Below are 19,308 nucleotides of genomic sequence, written 5' to 3'. Positions count from 1 at the left end.
ATGAAATGGGACGAATTTTTCGTTACCGGTGAACCGTTAATTTACGGTGCCATGGTGAGCATTGTTCTCGTCTCGCTCGCAATCCTCTTCGGATTGACCTATTACAAGAAATGGGGATATCTTTGGCGGGAATGGCTGACCACCGTGGATCACAAGAAAATCGGTGTCATGTACATCATCTGTGCACTGATCATGCTGTTCCGCGGCGGCGTGGACGCAATCATGATGCGCGCGCAGACCGCTGCGCCGGATATGAAGTTTCTTGACGGACAGCACTATAACGAGGTATTTACAACCCATGGCGTCATCATGATTCTGTTTATGGCGATGCCGTTTATTTTCGGTCTTATGAACGTTGTCGTGCCGCTGCAGATCGGCGCGCGCGACGTTGCGTTCCCCAAATTGAATGCGATCAGCTTCTGGTTGTTCTTTGCCGGAGCGATGCTGTTCAATATCTCCTTCGTGATTGGAGGATCTCCGGATGCCGGCTGGACCGCATACTTCCCATTGGCAAGTATCGAATTCAGTCCGACAGTCGGTAACAACTACTATTCCCTGGCGCTTCAGATCTCAGGGATCGGTACGCTGCTTACGGGGGTTAACTTTATCGTAACCATCCTGAAGATGCGTGCGAAAGGCATGACTCTGATGCGCATGCCGATGTTTACTTGGTCCGTGCTGATTACGTGTGTCATCATCATTTTTGCATTCCCGGTTCTTACGATCGCCCTGCTGCTGATGATGTTCGACCGTATCTTCGGTTCCCAGTTCTTCACGATGGCCAATGGCGGTATGGATATGCTGTGGGCCAACCTGTTCTGGGTATGGGGTCACCCTGAAGTCTATATCGTTATTCTCCCGGCGTTCGGGATTTTCAGTGAGATTATCTCGGCGTTTTCGCGGAAAAATCTGTACGGCTACAGCTCAATGGTCGCGAGTATGGTTGTCATCTCCGGCCTGTCCTTCCTAGTCTGGGCCCACCACTTTTATACGATGGGTCAAGGCGCAATGGTCAACGGCTTCTTCTCCATTACCACGATGGCGATTGCCGTTCCGACGGGTGTCAAAATATTCAACTGGCTCTTTACGCTTCATAAGGGCCGAATCAGCTTTACAACACCGATGCTTTATTCACTCGCCTTCATCCCGATCTTTACGATTGGCGGCGTGACCGGCGTCATGCTGGCTATGGCCAGCGCAGACTACCAATATCATAATACGATGTTCCTGGTTGCCCACTTCCACTATGTGCTCATTCCAGGTGCCGTATTCGCCGTCATTGCCGGCTTCCATTACTGGTTCCCTAAAGTATTCGGCTTCCGCCTGAACGAAAAGCTTGGCAAAACGGCATTCTGGTTCATCGCGATTTCGTTCAACGTCACCTTCTTCCCGCTGTTCTTCCTGGGACTGATGGGTATGACGCGCCGGACGTACACGTATTCGGCCGAGACCGGCTTCGGTCCTCTGAACATGCTGTCGATGGTCGGTGCGATCGGCCTGGCGATCGGATTTATCCTGCTGGTATACAACATTTACTGGAGTACGCGTTATCAGCCGCGGGATAAAACGGGTGACCCATGGGATGCACGCTCACTTGAATGGTCTACGCCAAGCCCAGTGCCAGTCTATAACTTTGCGGTTGCGCCTGAGGTTAAAGGCCGCGATGCATTCTGGTTCTCGAAGAAGAATAACGAACCGCTGTCGAATGAGAAAATTACGAAGATTCATATGCCGAGCAATACCGGAAAGCCGTTTATTCTGGGCATCGCCTTCTTCTTCCTTGGCTTCTTCCTGGTATTCAGCTGGTGGATTCCGTCCATCATCGCCGGTATTGCCGTGCTGATCATATTGGCTACCATGTCCTTTGACCGTGATCATGGTTATTACATTCCGGTTGAAGAGATCGTTCAAACCGAACAGAAACTGCGGGGTGATACGGTATGAAAATAGATGCCTCTCAGCCGCTGGAATATGGAACAGAGGAGAACCGTAATCGCATATTTGGATTCTGGCTGTTCCTCGGAGCTGAAATTGCGCTCTTTGCTACCTTGTTTACCGTCTACTTCGTCCTCGCAGACCGCCATGCCAGCGGTCCGAGCGGAGCGGAAATCTTTGAAATTACGCCGGTACTGCTTGAAACGTTCGTGCTCCTGACAAGCAGCTTTACCATCGGCCTTGCGGTTCACGCGATGCGCCTTGGCCTTAAGAAGCAGATGATGATCTTTATGATCATCACGCTTCTCCTGGGAGCAGGCTTTCTCGGAATCGAAATTTTCGAATTCTTTACGTATGTGCACGAAGGCGTCACGCTGTCTACCAGTGCCTTCGCATCAAGCTTGTTCACCCTTCTGGGTACGCACGGAGCTCACGTGACCTTCGGTCTGCTCTGGGGGACCGCGATCCTCATTCAACTCAAGAAATACGGGCTGGATCATTCAACAGCGAACAAGTCCTTCATTTTCTCGCTGTACTGGCATTTCCTTGATGTTGTCTGGATCTTTATCCTCAGCTTTGTTTATCTGAAAGGACTGATGTGACATGTTAAAACAGCTGTTTCCTATTAAGCATGTAGCGGGTTATATCTCGTCCCTCGTCCTTTCAGCCGTCGCCCTTGTCGTCCTGCTGGATATTCCGGCAGGATCGAAAATGGCCATTTTGCTGGTAACTGCAGTTTTGCAGGCTGCCGTTCAGCTTATGCTCTTCATGCACGTCGGAGAAAGCGAGGATAAGAAGTCCGTCTACATCAATATCGCCTATGCCCTTTTCGTTGCGCTAGTGACCATCCTGGGTACGCTGTTCATCTTTGTATGGGGCTGGTACTCCTAAACGGGAGTCCGCCGCAGCGCGGCAAATGAATATGAGAATAGATCTAGACTGCAAGGAACTGTCCCATTCGTAGGTTTTCTACGGCGGGACAGTTTTTTTATGTTGTCGATCAAACCCGTGGATATTGAGAGCCATGGGGCTGCTCTTCTCCGTCTTTACGTTTTCGACATAGCATTTGCAGGATTTCCGATCTTACGATTCCTGTAGCATTTATGTAAGAGTACTAGTCTTACGATTGCCCTAACCTTACGTTTCCCATACGCTTTCAAGGGGAAGTCCCCGTTCTGTTCGCGCTAAATCAACAACGCGCTGGATAAAGGCTGTTTTTGCCTTCGTGTATTCTTCCGGATCGTCATGATACCGTTCAGCCAACATGCGTTTAAGTTCGCCGTATTCCAGGACCAAATCGGGGTGAGCCCGGAGGTAGTCGCGAAACAGCAATTCCTTTCTTTCGTAAAATCCCTCCTTCGGCAGGATATGCAAGTGATGCGTGCGCACCCTTGCATGTTCTTTTATGAATAAATAGCGTCCGGTCATGCCGTTCTCCATAAAGCGGTAGCCTGAATTGCTAAGCAAAGCTGCATAGTCTTGTTTTTGAAGCAATGGGTGTACGGCCGCGTACATATCGATGATTGGCTTGGCATCTTGATTCGGTATCGACGTACTGCCTGCATGTTCGATGGTGACGATGTGAGGGGCCAGAGCGTTAAGCAATCGGTCTTTCTCTTTCTCAAATTCCAGAGACCATTCCGTTTTGTAAGATACTACTTTGACCACATACTTAGACATTGATTCATCCTCCTTCCCTTATCAGGGCGCTAAATATAACAGGACCTCCAAGAGTATCATTTGATGATGGCTTTGTCAATTATATCCAGCCATAAGGAGTGTCTTTCCAAACAAAAACAGGAGGCCCCCCAAAGATCTAGAGATCTTATAGGACTGCCTCCCTTAAAATCGAGCACGAGAATTATAGTTCTTCGAGCAGCTTTTCCTCCTCCATATCGGTTGACAGGGCTAACCGTTCGCCGGAGCGCCTCTGCATCAGCTGATCCTTGAGCATCCGGACGAATGCATCGTCCCGGGCGAGCCAGACGCCATACTGCCGCTTCAAGTGCCGCTCCGCTTCGTCGAAGGAACCGAATCGAAAAGGCAGCTCCTCCCCGTTCCACTCCACGATCCATTCTCCGGACCGGCAGTATACGAAAACAAGGTCCTCTCCCCAGCTCTCATACAGCACTCCCGATTCGGAGCCTTTGAGATTGAATTGATTCCGGTGCGCATCCAGCCGGATCGGCTCCAATTCGAAAGGCTCGGCTGCAAACAGCCTGTACACCTCCTCCGTGATCGTGCACCCGGATGCCTTGGAGTGGCCACCGCCTCCGTAACGCATTGCCACTTCGGATACATCGACATGGTCGTGAATCGTCCGCAGGCTCAATTTCCGGCCGCCCATATTCAAAATGGCGATATAGTCCAGATGCGGGTAGATCGTCCCCAGCTCACTGGCCAATTCGGAATGATAGGACTCTGCATATACGATGCCGACGCAGTACTCATCAATGAAGGTTTGAATGATCTCCCGCTGCTTGCGCCGAATATAGCGGCCAATCTTGTCCTCCTCCATGTCCAGAATCTTTTCTTCGAACTCGTCGAAATAAAACTCTTCCGCACTGCGCAGACGCTCGACCATCTTCGATTCAAACTCATCGATGGACAGCATGTAGAACAGATCGTTCAGCCGCTTGGCCTCCGGCTTCTCGGCTTCCTCCCATTCCCAGGTATCGTACAGCCGCACAAGCTCCACGAATTGATCGAGGGATTCGGATTGGCTGAGATGCCCGTGTTGAATGAGATACTCGTAGAGCAGGGAGGTTGCCGATGCCAATCGTCCGTCCCTGTGCGTTACCGTCACCTGGCCCCACATATAATCGTTTAAATGGAGCGCGGTTTTATGATGATCAATAAGCTGTACCTGTCCGCCTTCCTCTACGAACAGATTCAACTGCTTCTCAATGTCGGGTGCTACCGACAGATCCGTTATGAATAACATGTCGTAGGGATGCTCTTCTAAGGAGAAGCGGTTCAAGTATCTTGCAACCTGCTGGTTCAATCCATTGATCGTGTTGTAGCGCACGTCGACTCCATCGCCGAACGCACATTTTGCAATAATGCCGCAGCCAACGCCATCCAGGTCGTTGTGACTGTAGAGATGGTACATATCCAGCATCCTCCTTGCAGGTCGTATATAGAATCAATCAGGACAATCTCCACACCATACGATTCCCTAATATCTTCCGTTTTAATCTCCGGATCAGATGACCGTGATCAACAAAAAAAAAGAAGCGTATGCGAATACGCTTCCTCGTTCACAAATACAGCTATGATCTAATTAAGCCTGTTGAACAGATCTCGGACCTTTCGTTGCCTTAACTTCATACATGGCATGGCTCGAGCTGATGACATGTTCGGGCTGCGGCTTGCCGCGGGAATCGCGGTGCCCTTGAATATGAGCGGGACTGGTCTCCCAGCGCTTCCAGGCTTCCTTGTCTTCCCAACGGATCATGACGATCACTTCTTCGGTCTCATCGCTCCGCTTGGCATTCTTAACGAGAACGCTCAGATCGATAAATCCTTCGATTTCTTCAATCGGCCCGGGCTTGCTGAAGCGCTCGACAACCAGATGCGAGGTGCCGGCTTTTACGACGATGGTTTTCGTTTCAATTAACATATTCAAAAAGCACTCCTTTGATAATAATACGATTTACATAATAACTCCATTCTAAATGATAACGATTATCATTGTCAAATCAGCGCCAGTGAGACAGCTGTTCAAGCTCGCCGGTTAATTAAGCGTATGTTTCGGATTGAAAAAAGTCTGGTCAGCAATCAGTTTGCTGACCAGACCTTCATGAATTTAGCGTTGGACGCCGCACGGATTGACAACCCTTGCAATCTTCCTGCAGATAGGAAAGGGTACGAAACCCTGCTTTCTTCAGTTTCCGTGCCGCACGGAAGCCGTCGGAGCGCTTGGGTGTTACGATTACAACATGATCGCCTGGGCGAAGCTCTTTCTCCCATACATAAGGCAATCTTCCGAGCGATATATTGATCATTTCTTTATGTGGGTCCGGCGTAAACTCAGAGACATCGCGGACATCCAACAGCTTCAAATCCGGGCATTCCTTCCTCGCTTGCTGCAGGTCGCTGCACTTCATCAGCTGCAAGTCGGCGATTGGCACATATCGCCGGTATAGAACGACGAAGGCCGCTATTAAAAAGGCAAATGCAATCAGCATGGAAGCACTCCCCCGTAATTGTTATTTCGTACTGGCAGATACTCGCCAAGGAACCGATAGATCGAGCGATGGTTATCTCCCACGCCTCTCTACCCCTACGGGTATATAGTATGTGCTTCCCTGCCAATTGTCAACCCATGTTTATAATGCGCATTCCTCAATTTCAAAACCCATATCTTCAATCATGCCCCAGTCGTCTGTATGCGCCTGGCCGGACGTTGTCAGGTAATCACCGATGAAAATCGAATTGGCTGCATATAATCCGAGCGGCTGCAGGGATCGGAGATTGACTTCCCGGCCGCCGGCAACCCGAATCTCCTTCGACGGATTGACAAATCGCATCATCGCAAGAATTTTTAGACACATCCTCGGAGTCAGCTCCTTCCTACCTTCCATCGGCGTGCCGTCAATCGCATTCAAGAAATTGCAAGGGATCGAATCGGCATCAAGCTCTTTCAGTGCGAATGCTATTTGCACCCGTTCTTCCAGGCTTTCGCCCATTCCGAAAATGGCACCTGAGCACGGAGACATGCCGGAGGTAGTCGCCTGCTTGACCGTTTCTACACGTTGATCATAGGTATGCGTCGTTGTGATATTCTCATAATTGTCTTTGGACGTATTAAGGTTGTGGTTGTACCGGTGCACCCCGGCTTCAGCAAGCTGTGCCGCATGCTGCTCGCTTAGAAAGCCCAGACAGCAGCAAACCTTCAAATCCGTTGTCGCCCGGATCTCCTTCACTGCTTCAACCACATGCTCCATTTCCCGGTTGGACGGACGCCGGCCGGAAGCAACAATGCAATAGGTACCGGCTTTGCGGCGGATCGATTCCCGGGCCCCCTCCAGAATTTTCTCCTTGGTCAGCCATGCGTATTTCTCGATCGGGGCTTCGGATACGATTGACTGGGAGCAATAGCCGCAATCCTCGGGACACATCCCCGATTTGGCGTTTACGATCATATTCAGCTTTACCTTATTGCCGTAATACTCTCTGCGGATCCGGTAAGCGGCTTGCATTACCGTCAGCAGCTCTCCATCGTCACTCTGCAGGATCGCCAGCGCTTCTTCCGGCTTTATAGAATACCCTTGCACAATTTGCTCTGCCAGCTTCAGCCAATCCAACTGAACGGAAGTCGTCATCTCTCACTTCTCCTCTACCAATCAAATATACGTCAACCTAAAAACTTCGATTATAGGTTGACAATATGGGTAATCATACCACACGATCAGCGGGGACAACAATACTTATGCGTTGTCTTTAAACACGGATCTGCCTTCGATAGGCTGCTACATACCAATCAAACTCGGCTTTATTCAGAGCGGTTGACGCAAAGCGGCTGATGCAGGGAGGCTCGGTACTGTGCTGACAGTTCTGTGCTGCCTGTTACTGAACTCTTTGCACAGAGCCCATGTATTTTCCGTTATTCTCTGCCTACTGCCCAAGCTGCTTGTTCTTTTAAGAGATATTGTTGTTTATGAACGAACAAAAGAGCCGTTCCACAAGCGCTTAACCGCTTCGTGAAACAGCTCTTAGTCATTACCTATCCCTTAAGTCAGGGTTCCCGCTTCGGAAGCATCTTGACATAGTCGTCCGACAGCTTCATTAACTGCAATATATAATCATAATCCTGCCGGTAGGGTGATAGGTCCTCAACAGGCTCCATCGTCTTGATGGATACGGCGGACCCATCCTCAAAGCCGTCTCCCGGAACGAACAGAATGTCGTTATTGAAGAACGAGCCTGTCGGCAGATAGTAACGCATGCCAATCACATTCCGCTTCACATTCAGCAGATCATGGCCGAATGCCGTAAACTTTTCGTCCGCCAGCGAAATGCCGAGCAGGTTTGCTACGGTCGGGAGAATATCAACCTGCCCTCCCACTTGTTCAATCGTGCGCCCCTTGTCCATACCCGGAACATGAATAATCAGCGGAATGTTAAAGCGGCTAATCCGTTCATGGTAGGGAATGCCCAATGTCTGCGAGATCATATTCGCATCGGCTTCGGCCGGATTGATGCCGAAATGATCGCCGTACACGACGAGCACCGTCTCGTCCCACATCCCGCTTTGCTTAAGCTGATCCACCAGAGTGCCCAGCGCATAATCGGAGTAGTTCACCGATTGCAGGTAGTTCCCGAGATGGGTTCCCCTTAGCTCTGCAGGCAGGGCCAACTTCGCGTACTCCTCTTTCACGGTATACGGGGAGTGATTCGAGACCGTAATCATATGCGCATATGACAGCTTATTCTGCTGCCGGTTCTCGAGCAGCTTTTCCATCCCGACGCGAAACAGCTCTTCATCCGAAGGGCCGAAGTCATTAAAATGATCATTTTTATAATAAGGCTTATCAAAAAAATGTTGAAAATCCAGGGCAGGATACAGTTTATTCCGATCCCAGAACTTCAGATCGTTTACGTGGAATGTGCTGGTGACATACCCTTGCTGCCCCAGGAGTCTCGGAAGACTTGGCAGTTCCTTGCTGCCAAAGCCGGTCGACATCGCAACCGTGCCCGTCGGATAGATGGAGGTATTGACGGCGAACTCGGCATCCGACGTATTTCCTTGGCCGATCTGCTGGAAGATATGCGGAAAATACAAGCCTTCTTCAGCCAGCTTGTTCATAACCGGTGTAATTTCCTGACCGTCCAGGGACTGCCCGATCGGGAATCGCTGCAGCGATTCCATCTGTACGATGATCAGGTTTTTGCCTTTTGCGGCACCAAATCCTTCCGGCTGCTTCCCTTTGTCTTCACCGTAGGGATACGAAGCCTGCAGCTGCCGGATCTCCCCGATTTTCTCTTGCAGATTTCCTTGTGCCAGTGCGCGGTTCTCCTGCGATTGCCGGACGACGGCAGATACCTGATAGTTCATGAAGCCCATATTCTCTGCTCGGACAATTTCATTCTCGATCCCCCATGCCTTCCTTACGATCAGAGTAGAGAGCACCAGGGCTAGCACCAGAATGCCTCCCATGGCCAAACGCCATCTCATTCCTGATCTGGCAGAGGAAATATAAGAGCGCTGCGTGCTGAAGTGCAGTCCTCTATGGGTTCTTGAGCGGATTTTCCGAAAAATAATGACCAGCAGAATGATCAGCAAATCCAGGAAGAATAAAAAATGCGCCGGCTCCAGCAAAGGGATAATGCTGGATCTCACCTGATTCACCTGCCCCAAACCGGCCATGGCTGTATACGTCGGGATTGACCCGAAATGAACGTTATACACAGCCGAGGCAAACAGAATGAAGGAGAAGACAAGATTGATCACCCTATAGGCGGTTTTCTTGCCTTTTATCGGGAGAAGCAGCTCCAGCAAACTGAGCAGGGCCAGAAGGGACAACGCATCCGTAAGCACCTTTCCCCATGCCACCCCGTTAAACAAGAATACCCTTAATAGGATGAGCTTCAAAAATAACGTCAAAAACATAAAAATATATATTTTTAACCTTTGCTCATGATTCCGATCCATGACTCGATCCCTCTTTTGTAAAATGAATTTAAACGTGCAGCCTCCATTATAACAGGAATGTAAAATCCGATCTAATTCCAAGGCCTCCCCCCGCCCAATCCTTTCCATGTGGGGTCAATTGTCTCAAGCGGAAGGGCCCCGTTCAGCGTAGGATAGAGCATCCTAAACTATAAGGCTGGAGGGACCATTCATGAAGATGGTTGTAACCGGCGGAGCGGGTTTTATCGGGTACCACCTGGTGAACGGACTCGTTAATCGCGGATACGAGGTTCATGTTATAGATAATCTGACAACCGGTGATCCCGGCCGCCTTCACAGTGAGGCGATTCTGCATGTGGCCGATGTGAACAGCCTCCATACTACGGAATATATCGCGATGTTAAAACCGGACGTCGTCTTTCATCTAGCCGCCCAGGCCGATGTGCAGCGATCCATTCAGAGTCCCAGACTGGACGCGGATGCGAACATCATGGGCACCCTGAACCTGCTTGAAGCATGCCGCAAAGCGGGTGTGCGAAAGTTCGTGTACGCTTCGACCGCCGGCGTATATGGCGATCTTGAAAAGCCCGAGCTGCATGAAACCGACCCGCTATCGCCAATCTCCTTCTATGCGTTATCGAAAATGGTAGGCGAACATTACGTGCGGCTCTATCACCGTTTCTTCGGCTTGACTTACACGATTCTGCGCTACGGCAACGTATATGGTCCGGGTCAGACGCCCAAAGGCGAAGGCGGCGTCGTTGCCGTTTTCGGGGCTCGACTGCTGCAGAAGCTGCCGCTGCACATATATGGGGACGGCAGCCAGACGAGGGACTTTATTTTTGTCAAGGACGTTGTGGAAGCCAATCTCGCAGCCATCCATCATGGCGATCAAGAGATTCTGCACGTCAGCACCGGAAGCAGCCAACCGATCAATCACCTGGTCGAGTTGATTCGCTGTAATCATCCCGAACCGATCCATATTGAATATCACCCGGCTAAGCCGGGTGACATCGTCCATAGCTGCCTGAACAATTCCCGAGCTCGCGAGATCCTGGAATGGTATCCCCGCTACCGGCTTGAGGAAGGCATTGCGGAAACCTACCATTCCTGGGTGCAGCCGACATAGGAAGGCCCGAAGCCCCTTCTCCGCAGCCCCTTTTCGGGCGGGTAGAGCTGACGGTAATCACTTAAAAAATAGCCCGGCTCGATTCCTGAAGTGGAATGAGCCGGGCTATTGGTCACGGTGCAAGTCCCTTGGAGCTCCTTTTCAGCGGCACAAGTCCCTTTTTGGGACGTGCTGCGACTTTGGAGCTCCTTTTCACCTGCACAAGTCCCTTTTCGGGACGTGCTGCGCCCTTGGAGCTCCTTTTCACTCGCACAAGTCCCTTTTCGGGACGTGCTGCGCCCTTGGAGCTCCTTTTCACTCGCACAAGTCCCTTTTCGGGACGTGATCCGCCTTCAGAGCTCCGTAAAGATCAAGTAATTGTTCACCCGAACTGACCCACTTTGCATGTTCTTCCGGACCATTCCGGCCGAAACCCATGCAAACCGGCCTGCTCTGTACGACACTTCGTACAAAGCAGGCCGTGCTCGCGCCCCTCACAGCCCGATAGCCTGAAGCATGGATGCAAAGTTCATCGCATACAAATGCGGATTAAAACTCTCGTGCACATGGTTCTTCGCCCGTGTCCGGATGTGCTCACGCAATCCCGGATTCCTCATCAGCTCAAGCCCCTCCTGTACCGCATGCTGGATGTTCCCCAGAACATAGAACTTTCCTGTTTCATTATGATACACCGAGGTTGAGACACCATCCGAATCCGTCGTAAGCACCGGACAACGGCAGCTCATCGCCTCCAGCACCGCGTACGGCGCTCCCTCCACCTTCGATGTGCTGCACAGAAAGCCGCCGGAGTCCCCGATGATGGAGTAATAGTACGGCATCTGTGCATTCGGGACATTCGCACGGATCGTAAGCCGGTCGGACAAGCCGAGCTCGGCGATCAGTGCATGAAACTGCTCGCGTTCCGATGGAATGCTGAGCTGATTATCCTCGAACATCCATAATTGCAGATCCGGTACGTGAGCCATAAGCTGATGTCCAATATGAAGAAATTCGCGCCAGTTCTTATTGTCCTCAATGCGCCCGAGCCACGCTATGATCGGGCTGGCATGAATCCCGGACGGCCTGTATGTGAATTCGGTGCCATCAAAGCAATTATTGAAATTGAATTGCGGTTTGTTGGGATATAAATCCCGGAATAACGCGGAAATATGCGGCGTGTTCGGATTGAGCAGCCCATCCGCATAGGCATTGACATAAGGAATGGCTTGTGTCAGCTGTGCTTGGGCAACGCTCCTTGGTCCGTAGCCTTGGATTTCCAGCAGCATTTTCCCTTGGTAACCCAGCATGCGGAATCTTGGAAAGCTTGCATGATCCGTCGTCACAACGATGCAATTAAAACCGCACGAGTCCAAAATATGCTTGATCTCGATATCGTTCCGGGTCACATATATCGGAAAGTCCGCAGGATTTTGCATACCCGAGCCCCAGGAATAATACAGGCAATGAGATTCAATCCCTGCGAGGCGGAGTGCACGGCACCGCTGTCTGTTCAATGTCTCGACGCCTCCGCTCGGTACATAGTATACGAACAGCACCTTCATGTCGCGCCCTCCTTATTCAATCGTATAAAAATCGGATTTTGAAAATACAGCCACAAGCTGGCCCTGATTTTTGGCATGAACCGTAATTTGCGAGGAGTATGAATAGTTGATGTTCGTTACCAGCAGCAAGCTGAATGTCATATTTTGGTTCGTGATATCTGGCACAAATACGGTAGCCCCCGCTGCGGCATGCACCAGCCCGACGTAATAAACGCCATGGGGATAATACCCGTGGATCAATACGTCAAAGTCCTCCCCGCCCGTGTTCGTAATCGTCAGATCGACCGACTGGATATAACGCGCATCAATACTTCCGTACTCTGCAGCATCTAATCGAAAGATGGACATCGTATTCCCCCCTGCTATTGAAGGATCATTAATAACAGGGTATGTATGACGACCTATCGGCGGAAGGGCCAATCCATTGAGGACGATCGACCAATTCTGTGGAAGGGTTCACCCGGTCCAAGCCGCTTCCCTCCGGCCCGCATTTAATATATTGAAAGAATAAAATATCAAAAAATGAAAGGAGCTGTGTCTTCTCATGGCAACGCTGCAGGATATCAAGGGCGTGTACTCGGCAGTATTCAGCCTAGGGTCAAATTGCTTACCGGGTATGGAAATGAAGGCACACGGCCTTCGCAAGTTCGCCGGTCCCATTGATTGGATGGGAACTCCCGTGCTGCCTCAAATCTCGAGAATGCTCCGCAATCGGTTTCAAGGGATGCTCGTTTACCCGAATTTGGTTCTCGTCAATCAAGCCAGCGATGAGCTGTATAACGTATTGGACCGGGAATACGAGCTTTACATGAACCATGATTTTTACACGCATAACAACTTCCCCCCTCATTTTGCCGCTTTTCCTGAAATCAAGGCAAAATATGACCGGCGCATCGCTAGATTTTTACAATACGTGGAGAGCGGGGGACGAATTCTCTTTATCCGAACGGATTCCAACTACGAGGAAGTCAAAGAATTGGAAGCTGTGCTGAAAGAGCTGTGTACAGGCCCATTCCACGTGCTTGTCGTCAACCATGCTCCGGTCGTCGAGTTGGAATGGCAGGACTGGAATTTGAAGCATGTATGCCCTGTCCTGATGCCGAACGTCGACATATGGATCAGCAACAGGCATCGGTGGAGCTTTTTATTTCGGGACATTTTCGTCGTCTAATGAAAAAGCTTATGTATCGTTCTCGCTTCGTTTACAGTATAAAAGGCAGGCCATGATCAACATGGTCTGCCTTTCCATTGCTCTTGCGGATGGCTAGACGTAATTGACCGGTTCGTCCGGCAGCTTGTATTCCTTAGGCAGCGACTGAAGAATCCGGTTCCACACCGTGTAATCCACAAGCAGCTCCGGCGTTGACACCTGATTAACGAAGATTCGATTGTACAGATCGCTCATTACCGTAAAAGACTGCTGGTTCATGCCGTGCACCTTCTCCTCTCTATCCCGATTTTTGCAAGATTGCGCCCTCGTATATTTTCAGCATCCTGCTGATCATCTTATCCATGGACCAATGCTGCAGCGCAAAGGCTTTCGCATTCTGCCCCAGCTGTTTACGGTACTCATCCTTCTCCAACAAGAGATACAAGAACTGCGCCGTTGCCAGCGGATCGCCTACCGGGGCAATCAAGCCGGTCTGGCCGTGCGTAACCATCTCGGGCAGGCCCCCTGCGGAAGAAACGACGGAGGGAAGACCGGCCATCTGCGCCTCCATGACCGAGAACGGCTGATTGTCCTGAATGCACGTATGCGTGAATATATCCGCCTCCTTCAACAGACTCGGAACATTATGATGCTCGCCAAGGAAGAACACGTCATGCTGCAAGGAAGCCGAGTACGTTTGCGCCTCCAGCTGGCTGCGCAGATCACCGTCCCCGGCAATCCAGCAAACCCAATCGCTGCGCATCTGCTTGAGGATCGCAAGTGCAGAGATCAGGACGTGGATTCCTTTGACGTGAACAAGTCTGGCAGGACAGATAATGACCTTTTTGCCGGGTGGTCTCCGCAGTGTGCTTCCTTCCCGGTATTTGGCCCAGAAGGCTTCGGCATCGAGGCCGTATTGAAACACGGTGATTCGGTAATCCGGGATCCCGCACCGGTGGACCAGGATGTTTTTACACCATTGGTTTGCCGTGATCATCAGGTCAGAGCCCATAGCAGCATGATATTCGACAGCCGGAAAATAACGCCAAGCCGGGCTGCTCTCGTTGACGCCGGCTTCAGGGTGATCCCGGTAATAGTCGGTCATTTCTTGTGTTACGGAACCGTGGACATGGGAAATGAGCGGGGTGCGCTTCGGCTTTACGCGGCCCAGTGATCTAGCCGAGAAAATATCCTGGGTATGGATCAAGTCGTATTGCTCCAGCCCGAAGTAGGCTGCCGCCAGTTCCATGCAATAGCGCTCGAGCTCATAATGGCGAATAGCAAAGTGCTGATTCAATCCCGGCGCCGCCTGGGGAGTCAGCTTGGCCTCAAGCATAGGCACCAGGTGGTCTTTAGAGAGCTCCAGTCCTCGGTTGACGATATGGATTTTTTTATAGTCCGGACTGTTGCCAAGCAAATCGACTTCATGACCGAGCAGCTCGAGTCGGTACTTGAGCTGCTGCATGAAGTTCCAAACGCCGCCTACATGAGGGACCAGCCAATGGGTTGCAAGCAAAATCTTCATCGTATCCCCCGCTATCCGCCGTGCTTCCGAGCAAGATGCTCAAGAATGCCCCGATAATTGTTTTTGACCATTTCATATTCCTTTGCAATCGTCGCGTTATAACGCAGCGTTCCCATTTGTGAATGCACGCGGTACAGCGTAAGCATATCCGGTAAGAAGCCGAAGGCCGCGCCGCTCATTAATAGTCGAATCCACAAGTCGTAATCATGGGTGTAACGAAGATGCTCGTTAAACATGCCTACTCGGAGGAACCAGTCTTTTTTCGCAATAACGGTGCATCCGTTGATGGGATTGGAATAGATGAACTTGCGGCATAGATCGGCTGTGCTGGCCATCGGGATTCCCTCATAGGGCTTGATCATGTGGGTATGCTCATTGATTAAGGAAAAACCAGTGTAGCTGATATCGAGCCCCCGGCTCAACATGAACGCCATCTGTCGCTCGACCTTTTGGGGAACCAGCCGGTCATCCGAGCTGAGCCAAGCAATGTATTCTCCCGAAGCATGCAAAATTCCGTGATTTAAGGCGCTGGCCGTCCCCCCGTTGCTTTTCCCCATATAGTAGACCCTGTTCGTGTAAGGAGCGATCAGATCTGCGTGACTCGTCGACCCGTCGTCCACCACGATGATTTCAACCGCGGGATACGTTTGTTGGACCGCGCTATCCAGTGCTTGCTGTATATACGGGCAGTTATAGAAAGGTACGACTATCGTAACCGTCGGCATCATCCCCCGTCTCTCCTCCTTCTGCCTTGTTTCTTTCCTCGTGTTAACACATCATGGGTTAGTACACCATATGCAGCGCCTCCGCTGTCCGCTAGGACCCCTGTCCCCTGACATTAGACCAATTCATCCCTGTTTCATATAAAAACAGCTATTCCTGTCTGCTGTCCGGCAGGCAAGAATAGCTGTTGTGACTTGATGAGCGCTTGATATCAAACGATCAGTCGGAGCACTACCAAGGATAGAATGCCGACCACCACCGTGGCGAACAAGCTCTTTGTCAAAAAGGCGGTAAGAAAAGCAGGCACAGCGGCGATCAACTCAAGCAAATGGCTGCCGGGATCAACCCGGCCGTCCGAAAGCAGCAGCTCTGAGGCAAGCAGCGCGGACATCACGGCGATCGGCACATGGTCGAGCCAACGGATCGCCAACTCGGGGATACGGAGCTTGCTAAGAATCATAAGCGGCAGCACACGCGGTATAAGCGTGACCACGGCTGAGCCGATAATGAGAAGAGCGATATGCCATCTTATTTCCATCGTTCCACCGCCAATCCCGCCGTAGCCGCGGCCATAATCGCGATAATTACCGCAGCGCTGCCAGGCACGATTGTGCTTGCTGCCATGACGGCAATCACTGAAACGACAACAACCAGCAAATCCAGCTTATACTTCTTGCGACTGATCAGCTGCAGCGCCAGAAGGCCGATGAACATGCCCGGCAACGCGAAATCCAGCCCGTACCGCTCCGGATCCGGTATCCACTCTCCGACCAATCCACCAGCAACGTTCGCTGCGCACCAGAACAGATAAGCGGTTATATTAAGCCCGACCATCCACTTATAACCCAGTCTCTTCTCCTCGACCGCCTTCGCCGATGCCACTCCGAAGGTTTCATCTGTCAGCAGGGATCCGATGAAGAAGCTCTTTCCTAGCGACAAGCCTTTGAAATAGGGCGCTAGGGCCGCGCTAAGGAGAAAATGCCTCGCATTCACAAAAAAAATGGTCACAATAATCGAGATGACCGGACTAGCTGCGGCAACCATGCCGGCCGCGATAAATTGTCCTGAACCTGCATACAGCAGGAGCGATATCAGCGCAATCTCAAGCAGGCTGAAGCCTGCCGTGCGCTCAACGACCCCCGCTGCAAAGCCGATGCTTAAATATCCGAGCAAGGTCGGAATGCAGTCTTTAACCCCCTGCAGAAACGAGTGCTCTGCCGCATCCGGCGTGAGCTCGCTGTATCTGATGCTCATGTTGGTGATCCCTCTCCTACTCCCATTTCTTTTTCTAATAACTATAATACTTCCAAACATTCTGTCAACGGCCTTGTTTCTTTTCGCTTCGCACAAAAAAGCGCTTCGATCAGATTGGGAATCTGTCGAAACGCAGCATTTTCAAATCTTCTATATCCTTCGGTCCTCCGGTCCCGCAGGTCTCGCACCGTCAAGGCTTTAATAGGACTTTAATGCATCCGTCCTTGCGCTCATTGAAAATGTCATACGCATGCGGAGCTTTATCAATTGGCAGCCGGTGCGTAATGATATCCGAAGGGTCGACGATTCCGTCCTTCAGCATCTGATAGATCACCGGAATGTAGTGAGTCACGGGAGCCAACCCCATCTTCAGGGTAATATTCCGTTCGAACAGCTGACCAAGCGGGAATGCGCTATACTTCAGCCCGTAAATCCCGGTCAGCTGAATCGTCCCGAATTTGCGGACCATGCCGGCTGCCATCCGGAATGCTCCGAGTGACCCTCCCTGCACCATCATCAACGTGCCTACCATCTCCAGCCCCGTCCGTTTGGCATCCAAACCAACGCAGTCGATGACAATTCTGGCCCCGCCCTTGGTAATTTCCCGGATATACCCTTCGATCTCCTTGAAGCTTTGAAAATTGTAGGTTTCCACAAGGTTCGTCCGTTTGGCATGCTCAAGTCGGTAATCTACATGGTCAATGGCAATGACACGCTCGGCGCCTTTGAGCCAGGCAAACTTCTGGGTTAACAAACCGATAGGGCCGCTTCCGAGGACTACAACCGTATCGCCTGGCTTCACGCCGGCATTCTCCACGCTCCATAGTGCCGTCGGCAGCGCGTCGGACAGCATCAGCAGCTTCTCATCCTCGATTTCGGCGCTCGGCGGGATGACAAATGGCATGAAGTTTCCGTAGGGGACCCGCAGAAGCTCAGCCTGCGCGCCCTGAAAACCGCCAAAAGCGCTGCTGTAGCCGAAGAAGCCTCCGGTGTCCCTCGCGTCATTGGCATAATCGCATTGGCTTTCCATTTGGTTCAGGCAGTACAGGCACTTCCCGCAAGAGACGACGAACGGGATGACGACGCGGTCCCCTTTTTTCACTTTGCCGACTTCGGGCCCGATCTCTTCAACAATGCCCATCGGTTCATGCCCGATAATATAATCATCGGTCATCTGTCTGAGCTCGCCATTGTACAAATGCAAATCCGAGCCGCATATGGCCGTCGTTGTAACCCGGATCACGATGTCATCCCTGCGGAGAAGCGATGCATCCTTCACTTCTTTGACTTTGATGTTATGCCGGCCTTGATAGGTAACAGCTTTCACACGCAAGATTCTCCTTTGACCGTCCGCAGCCCATGCGAACAAATATATGGCATCGGGCAATATAATCTCAGTGTGCGCCATTACACGCGTAACTAGTCGGCAGCAAGAGGCGAAGCGCTTTTAAGCCGCTCCCTTCTGCTCAAACTCTTTCGGACGCTTAGGGGATGCTCCGACCCGCAAAAACAGAATAAGCCCCAGCAGCACAAGCGCTCCGCCGGCAGCCTGCAGCGGATACATCGTTTCGTGAAGGATAAGAAAAGCCAGCACGCTTGCTCCAACCGGCTCCCCCAGCACGCTCATGGACACGGTTGAAGCCGATGCAAACTTCATCAGCCAATTGAACAGCAAATGCCCGAAGACCGTGGGCACGATGGCAAGCAGCAGGAAGATTCCCCACTCCCTGCCCGAGTATCCGGTAAAGGAATAGCCTTGAATCAGGTTATAGACGGCCAGAATCAGTGACGCCATCACAAACACGAGCCAGCTGTACAGAAAGGAAGGAAGACGTCTTAGAAGAAGCTGTCCGAGCAGCATATGGACCGCAACGGCAGCCGTACCGAGAAGAGACATGAGATCGCCTTTGAAATGTCCTTCCTGTCCGCCGAAGCTGCTGCTGCCGATCAGCAGAAATACGCCCAGGAATGCAATCGACATCCCAAACAGCGCTCCGAGCGAGGTTCTCTCCTTGAACCATAAGTACGCTCCAATCATGACAAATACCGGCTGAAGCGCTAAAATGATCGTGGAACTCGCGACGCTGGTCCACTGCAAGGAGCCCATCCACAATAGAAAATGAAGGGCCAGCATCGCAGCAGAGAGAGCCAAGAGCCCCCATTCCGAGCGCTTTAACGATCTGGCATCGCCCGCATACTTGCCCGCAAAGGGCAGCATCATGATCGCTGTGATCATCAGGCGGTACATGGCCTGGACGGATACAGGACTGTCGGACCATTTCACAAAAATGGAAGAGAATGAAATGGCAATAATGCCTATAAATAAAGGGATGGATACGGGGATAGGTGCTCTGTCTGCCTTCATGTTAGTTGTATGATTCACCTTTCGTGTTATATTAGAGAAAGATTTCAATA

Annotated in this window: 20 protein-coding genes; 5 read left to right on the top strand and 15 right to left on the bottom strand. The window is 51.3% G+C overall.

Annotated elements, in window-relative coordinates; all coding sequences use genetic code 11:
• Genes qoxB through qoxD form a run of 3 tightly spaced genes read left to right on the top strand, consistent with a single transcriptional unit; the run spans position 1 to position 2,826 of the window.
• Positions 1-1,944 carry a cytochrome aa3 quinol oxidase subunit I gene (qoxB, locus tag NST08_RS12395; RefSeq protein WP_007130377.1) on the top strand — a complete coding sequence of 648 codons (1,944 nt, stop codon included), beginning with the start codon at positions 1-3 and terminating at the stop codon, positions 1,942-1,944.
• A complete protein-coding gene (gene qoxC / locus NST08_RS12390) occupies positions 1,941-2,537 on the top strand; it encodes a cytochrome aa3 quinol oxidase subunit III (protein WP_341341798.1) in 597 nt (198 codons plus the stop codon). The genes qoxB and qoxC overlap by 4 nt, the downstream gene beginning before the upstream one ends.
• A gap of 1 nt (position 2,538) precedes the next feature.
• Positions 2,539-2,826 carry a cytochrome aa3 quinol oxidase subunit IV gene (qoxD, locus tag NST08_RS12385; RefSeq protein WP_028405513.1) on the top strand — a complete coding sequence of 96 codons (288 nt, stop codon included), beginning with the start codon at positions 2,539-2,541 and terminating at the stop codon, positions 2,824-2,826.
• Between the two features lie 246 nt (positions 2,827-3,072).
• Here the strand turns inward: qoxD and NST08_RS12380 are convergent, their stop codons facing one another.
• The 6 genes from NST08_RS12380 to NST08_RS12355 form a co-directional block, all read right to left on the bottom strand.
• Positions 3,073-3,615, bottom strand: coding sequence for a GrpB family protein (locus tag NST08_RS12380; protein WP_210095284.1), 543 nt, complete (start codon positions 3,613-3,615; stop codon positions 3,073-3,075).
• 181 nt (positions 3,616-3,796) lie between these two features.
• Complete coding sequence (locus NST08_RS12375) at positions 3,797-5,047, bottom strand: DHH family phosphoesterase (RefSeq protein WP_028405512.1); 1,251 nt, start codon at positions 5,045-5,047, stop codon at positions 3,797-3,799.
• A gap of 171 nt (positions 5,048-5,218) precedes the next feature.
• Positions 5,219-5,557, bottom strand: a complete 339-nt coding sequence (locus NST08_RS12370; protein WP_007130382.1) for an antibiotic biosynthesis monooxygenase — start codon at positions 5,555-5,557, stop codon at positions 5,219-5,221.
• Between the two features lie 178 nt (positions 5,558-5,735).
• A complete protein-coding gene (locus tag NST08_RS12365) occupies positions 5,736-6,125 on the bottom strand; it encodes a rhodanese-like domain-containing protein (protein WP_007130383.1) in 390 nt (129 codons plus the stop codon).
• Positions 6,126-6,266: 141 nt separating this feature from the next.
• On the bottom strand, positions 6,267-7,262 hold the full coding sequence (gene bioB, locus NST08_RS12360) for a biotin synthase BioB (protein ID WP_210095283.1): 996 nt from the start codon (positions 7,260-7,262) through the stop codon (positions 6,267-6,269).
• Between the two features lie 413 nt (positions 7,263-7,675).
• Positions 7,676-9,592 (bottom strand): LTA synthase family protein, encoded by a 1,917-nt coding sequence (locus NST08_RS12355; RefSeq protein ID WP_210095282.1) that lies wholly within the window; start codon positions 9,590-9,592, stop codon positions 7,676-7,678.
• Between the two features lie 190 nt (positions 9,593-9,782).
• Between NST08_RS12355 and NST08_RS12350 the strand changes: the two genes are divergently transcribed.
• Positions 9,783-10,700: an NAD-dependent epimerase/dehydratase family protein gene (locus NST08_RS12350; RefSeq protein ID WP_210095281.1), complete on the top strand. Its 918-nt coding sequence runs from the start codon at positions 9,783-9,785 to the stop codon at positions 10,698-10,700.
• A 473-nt stretch (positions 10,701-11,173) separates the two neighbouring features.
• On the opposite strand, the gene NST08_RS12345 is transcribed toward NST08_RS12350, so the two are convergent.
• Positions 11,174-12,241: a glycosyltransferase family 4 protein gene (locus NST08_RS12345; protein WP_028405508.1), complete on the bottom strand. Its 1,068-nt coding sequence runs from the start codon at positions 12,239-12,241 to the stop codon at positions 11,174-11,176.
• Between the two features lie 12 nt (positions 12,242-12,253).
• Positions 12,254-12,589: a hypothetical protein gene (locus NST08_RS12340; RefSeq protein ID WP_341033729.1), complete on the bottom strand. Its 336-nt coding sequence runs from the start codon at positions 12,587-12,589 to the stop codon at positions 12,254-12,256.
• A gap of 196 nt (positions 12,590-12,785) precedes the next feature.
• On the opposite strand from NST08_RS12340, the gene NST08_RS12335 reads away from it, so the two are divergent.
• Positions 12,786-13,412, top strand: a complete 627-nt coding sequence (locus tag NST08_RS12335; RefSeq protein ID WP_007130389.1) for a DUF1796 family putative cysteine peptidase — start codon at positions 12,786-12,788, stop codon at positions 13,410-13,412.
• A gap of 93 nt (positions 13,413-13,505) precedes the next feature.
• Here the strand turns inward: NST08_RS12335 and NST08_RS12330 are convergent, their stop codons facing one another.
• From NST08_RS12330 to NST08_RS12300, 7 genes are all read right to left on the bottom strand, one after another.
• Complete coding sequence (locus NST08_RS12330; RefSeq protein ID WP_007130390.1) at positions 13,506-13,670, bottom strand: hypothetical protein; 165 nt, start codon at positions 13,668-13,670, stop codon at positions 13,506-13,508.
• Between the two features lie 19 nt (positions 13,671-13,689).
• Positions 13,690-14,916 carry a glycosyltransferase family 4 protein gene (locus NST08_RS12325; RefSeq protein ID WP_007130391.1) on the bottom strand — a complete coding sequence of 409 codons (1,227 nt, stop codon included), beginning with the start codon at positions 14,914-14,916 and terminating at the stop codon, positions 13,690-13,692.
• Positions 14,917-14,927: 11 nt separating this feature from the next.
• The gene (locus NST08_RS12320; protein WP_007130392.1) at positions 14,928-15,644 is read right to left on the bottom strand and encodes a glycosyltransferase; all 717 of its coding nucleotides are present in this window, start codon (positions 15,642-15,644) and stop codon (positions 14,928-14,930) included.
• A gap of 206 nt (positions 15,645-15,850) precedes the next feature.
• Positions 15,851-16,177: an AzlD domain-containing protein gene (locus NST08_RS12315; protein WP_007130393.1), complete on the bottom strand. Its 327-nt coding sequence runs from the start codon at positions 16,175-16,177 to the stop codon at positions 15,851-15,853.
• Positions 16,168-16,893: an AzlC family ABC transporter permease gene (locus tag NST08_RS12310; RefSeq protein ID WP_007130394.1), complete on the bottom strand. Its 726-nt coding sequence runs from the start codon at positions 16,891-16,893 to the stop codon at positions 16,168-16,170. Before NST08_RS12310 ends, NST08_RS12315 begins: the two co-directional genes overlap by 10 nt.
• 190 nt (positions 16,894-17,083) lie before the next feature.
• Positions 17,084-18,220, bottom strand: a complete 1,137-nt coding sequence (locus tag NST08_RS12305; RefSeq protein WP_007130395.1) for an alcohol dehydrogenase catalytic domain-containing protein — start codon at positions 18,218-18,220, stop codon at positions 17,084-17,086.
• A 120-nt stretch (positions 18,221-18,340) separates the two neighbouring features.
• Positions 18,341-19,258 carry a DMT family transporter gene (locus tag NST08_RS12300; protein WP_341033732.1) on the bottom strand — a complete coding sequence of 306 codons (918 nt, stop codon included), beginning with the start codon at positions 19,256-19,258 and terminating at the stop codon, positions 18,341-18,343.
• Between the last annotated feature and the right edge of the window lie 50 nt (positions 19,259-19,308).

Origin of the sequence: Paenibacillus sp. FSL K6-1566, from assembly GCF_038050475.1 — a bacterium.
Lineage (GTDB): Bacteria > Bacillota > Bacilli > Paenibacillales > Paenibacillaceae > Paenibacillus_AQ > Paenibacillus_AQ lactis.
The sequence above is the reverse complement of the archived record's forward strand: the minus strand, read 5'-3'. Positions and strand labels throughout refer to the sequence as shown.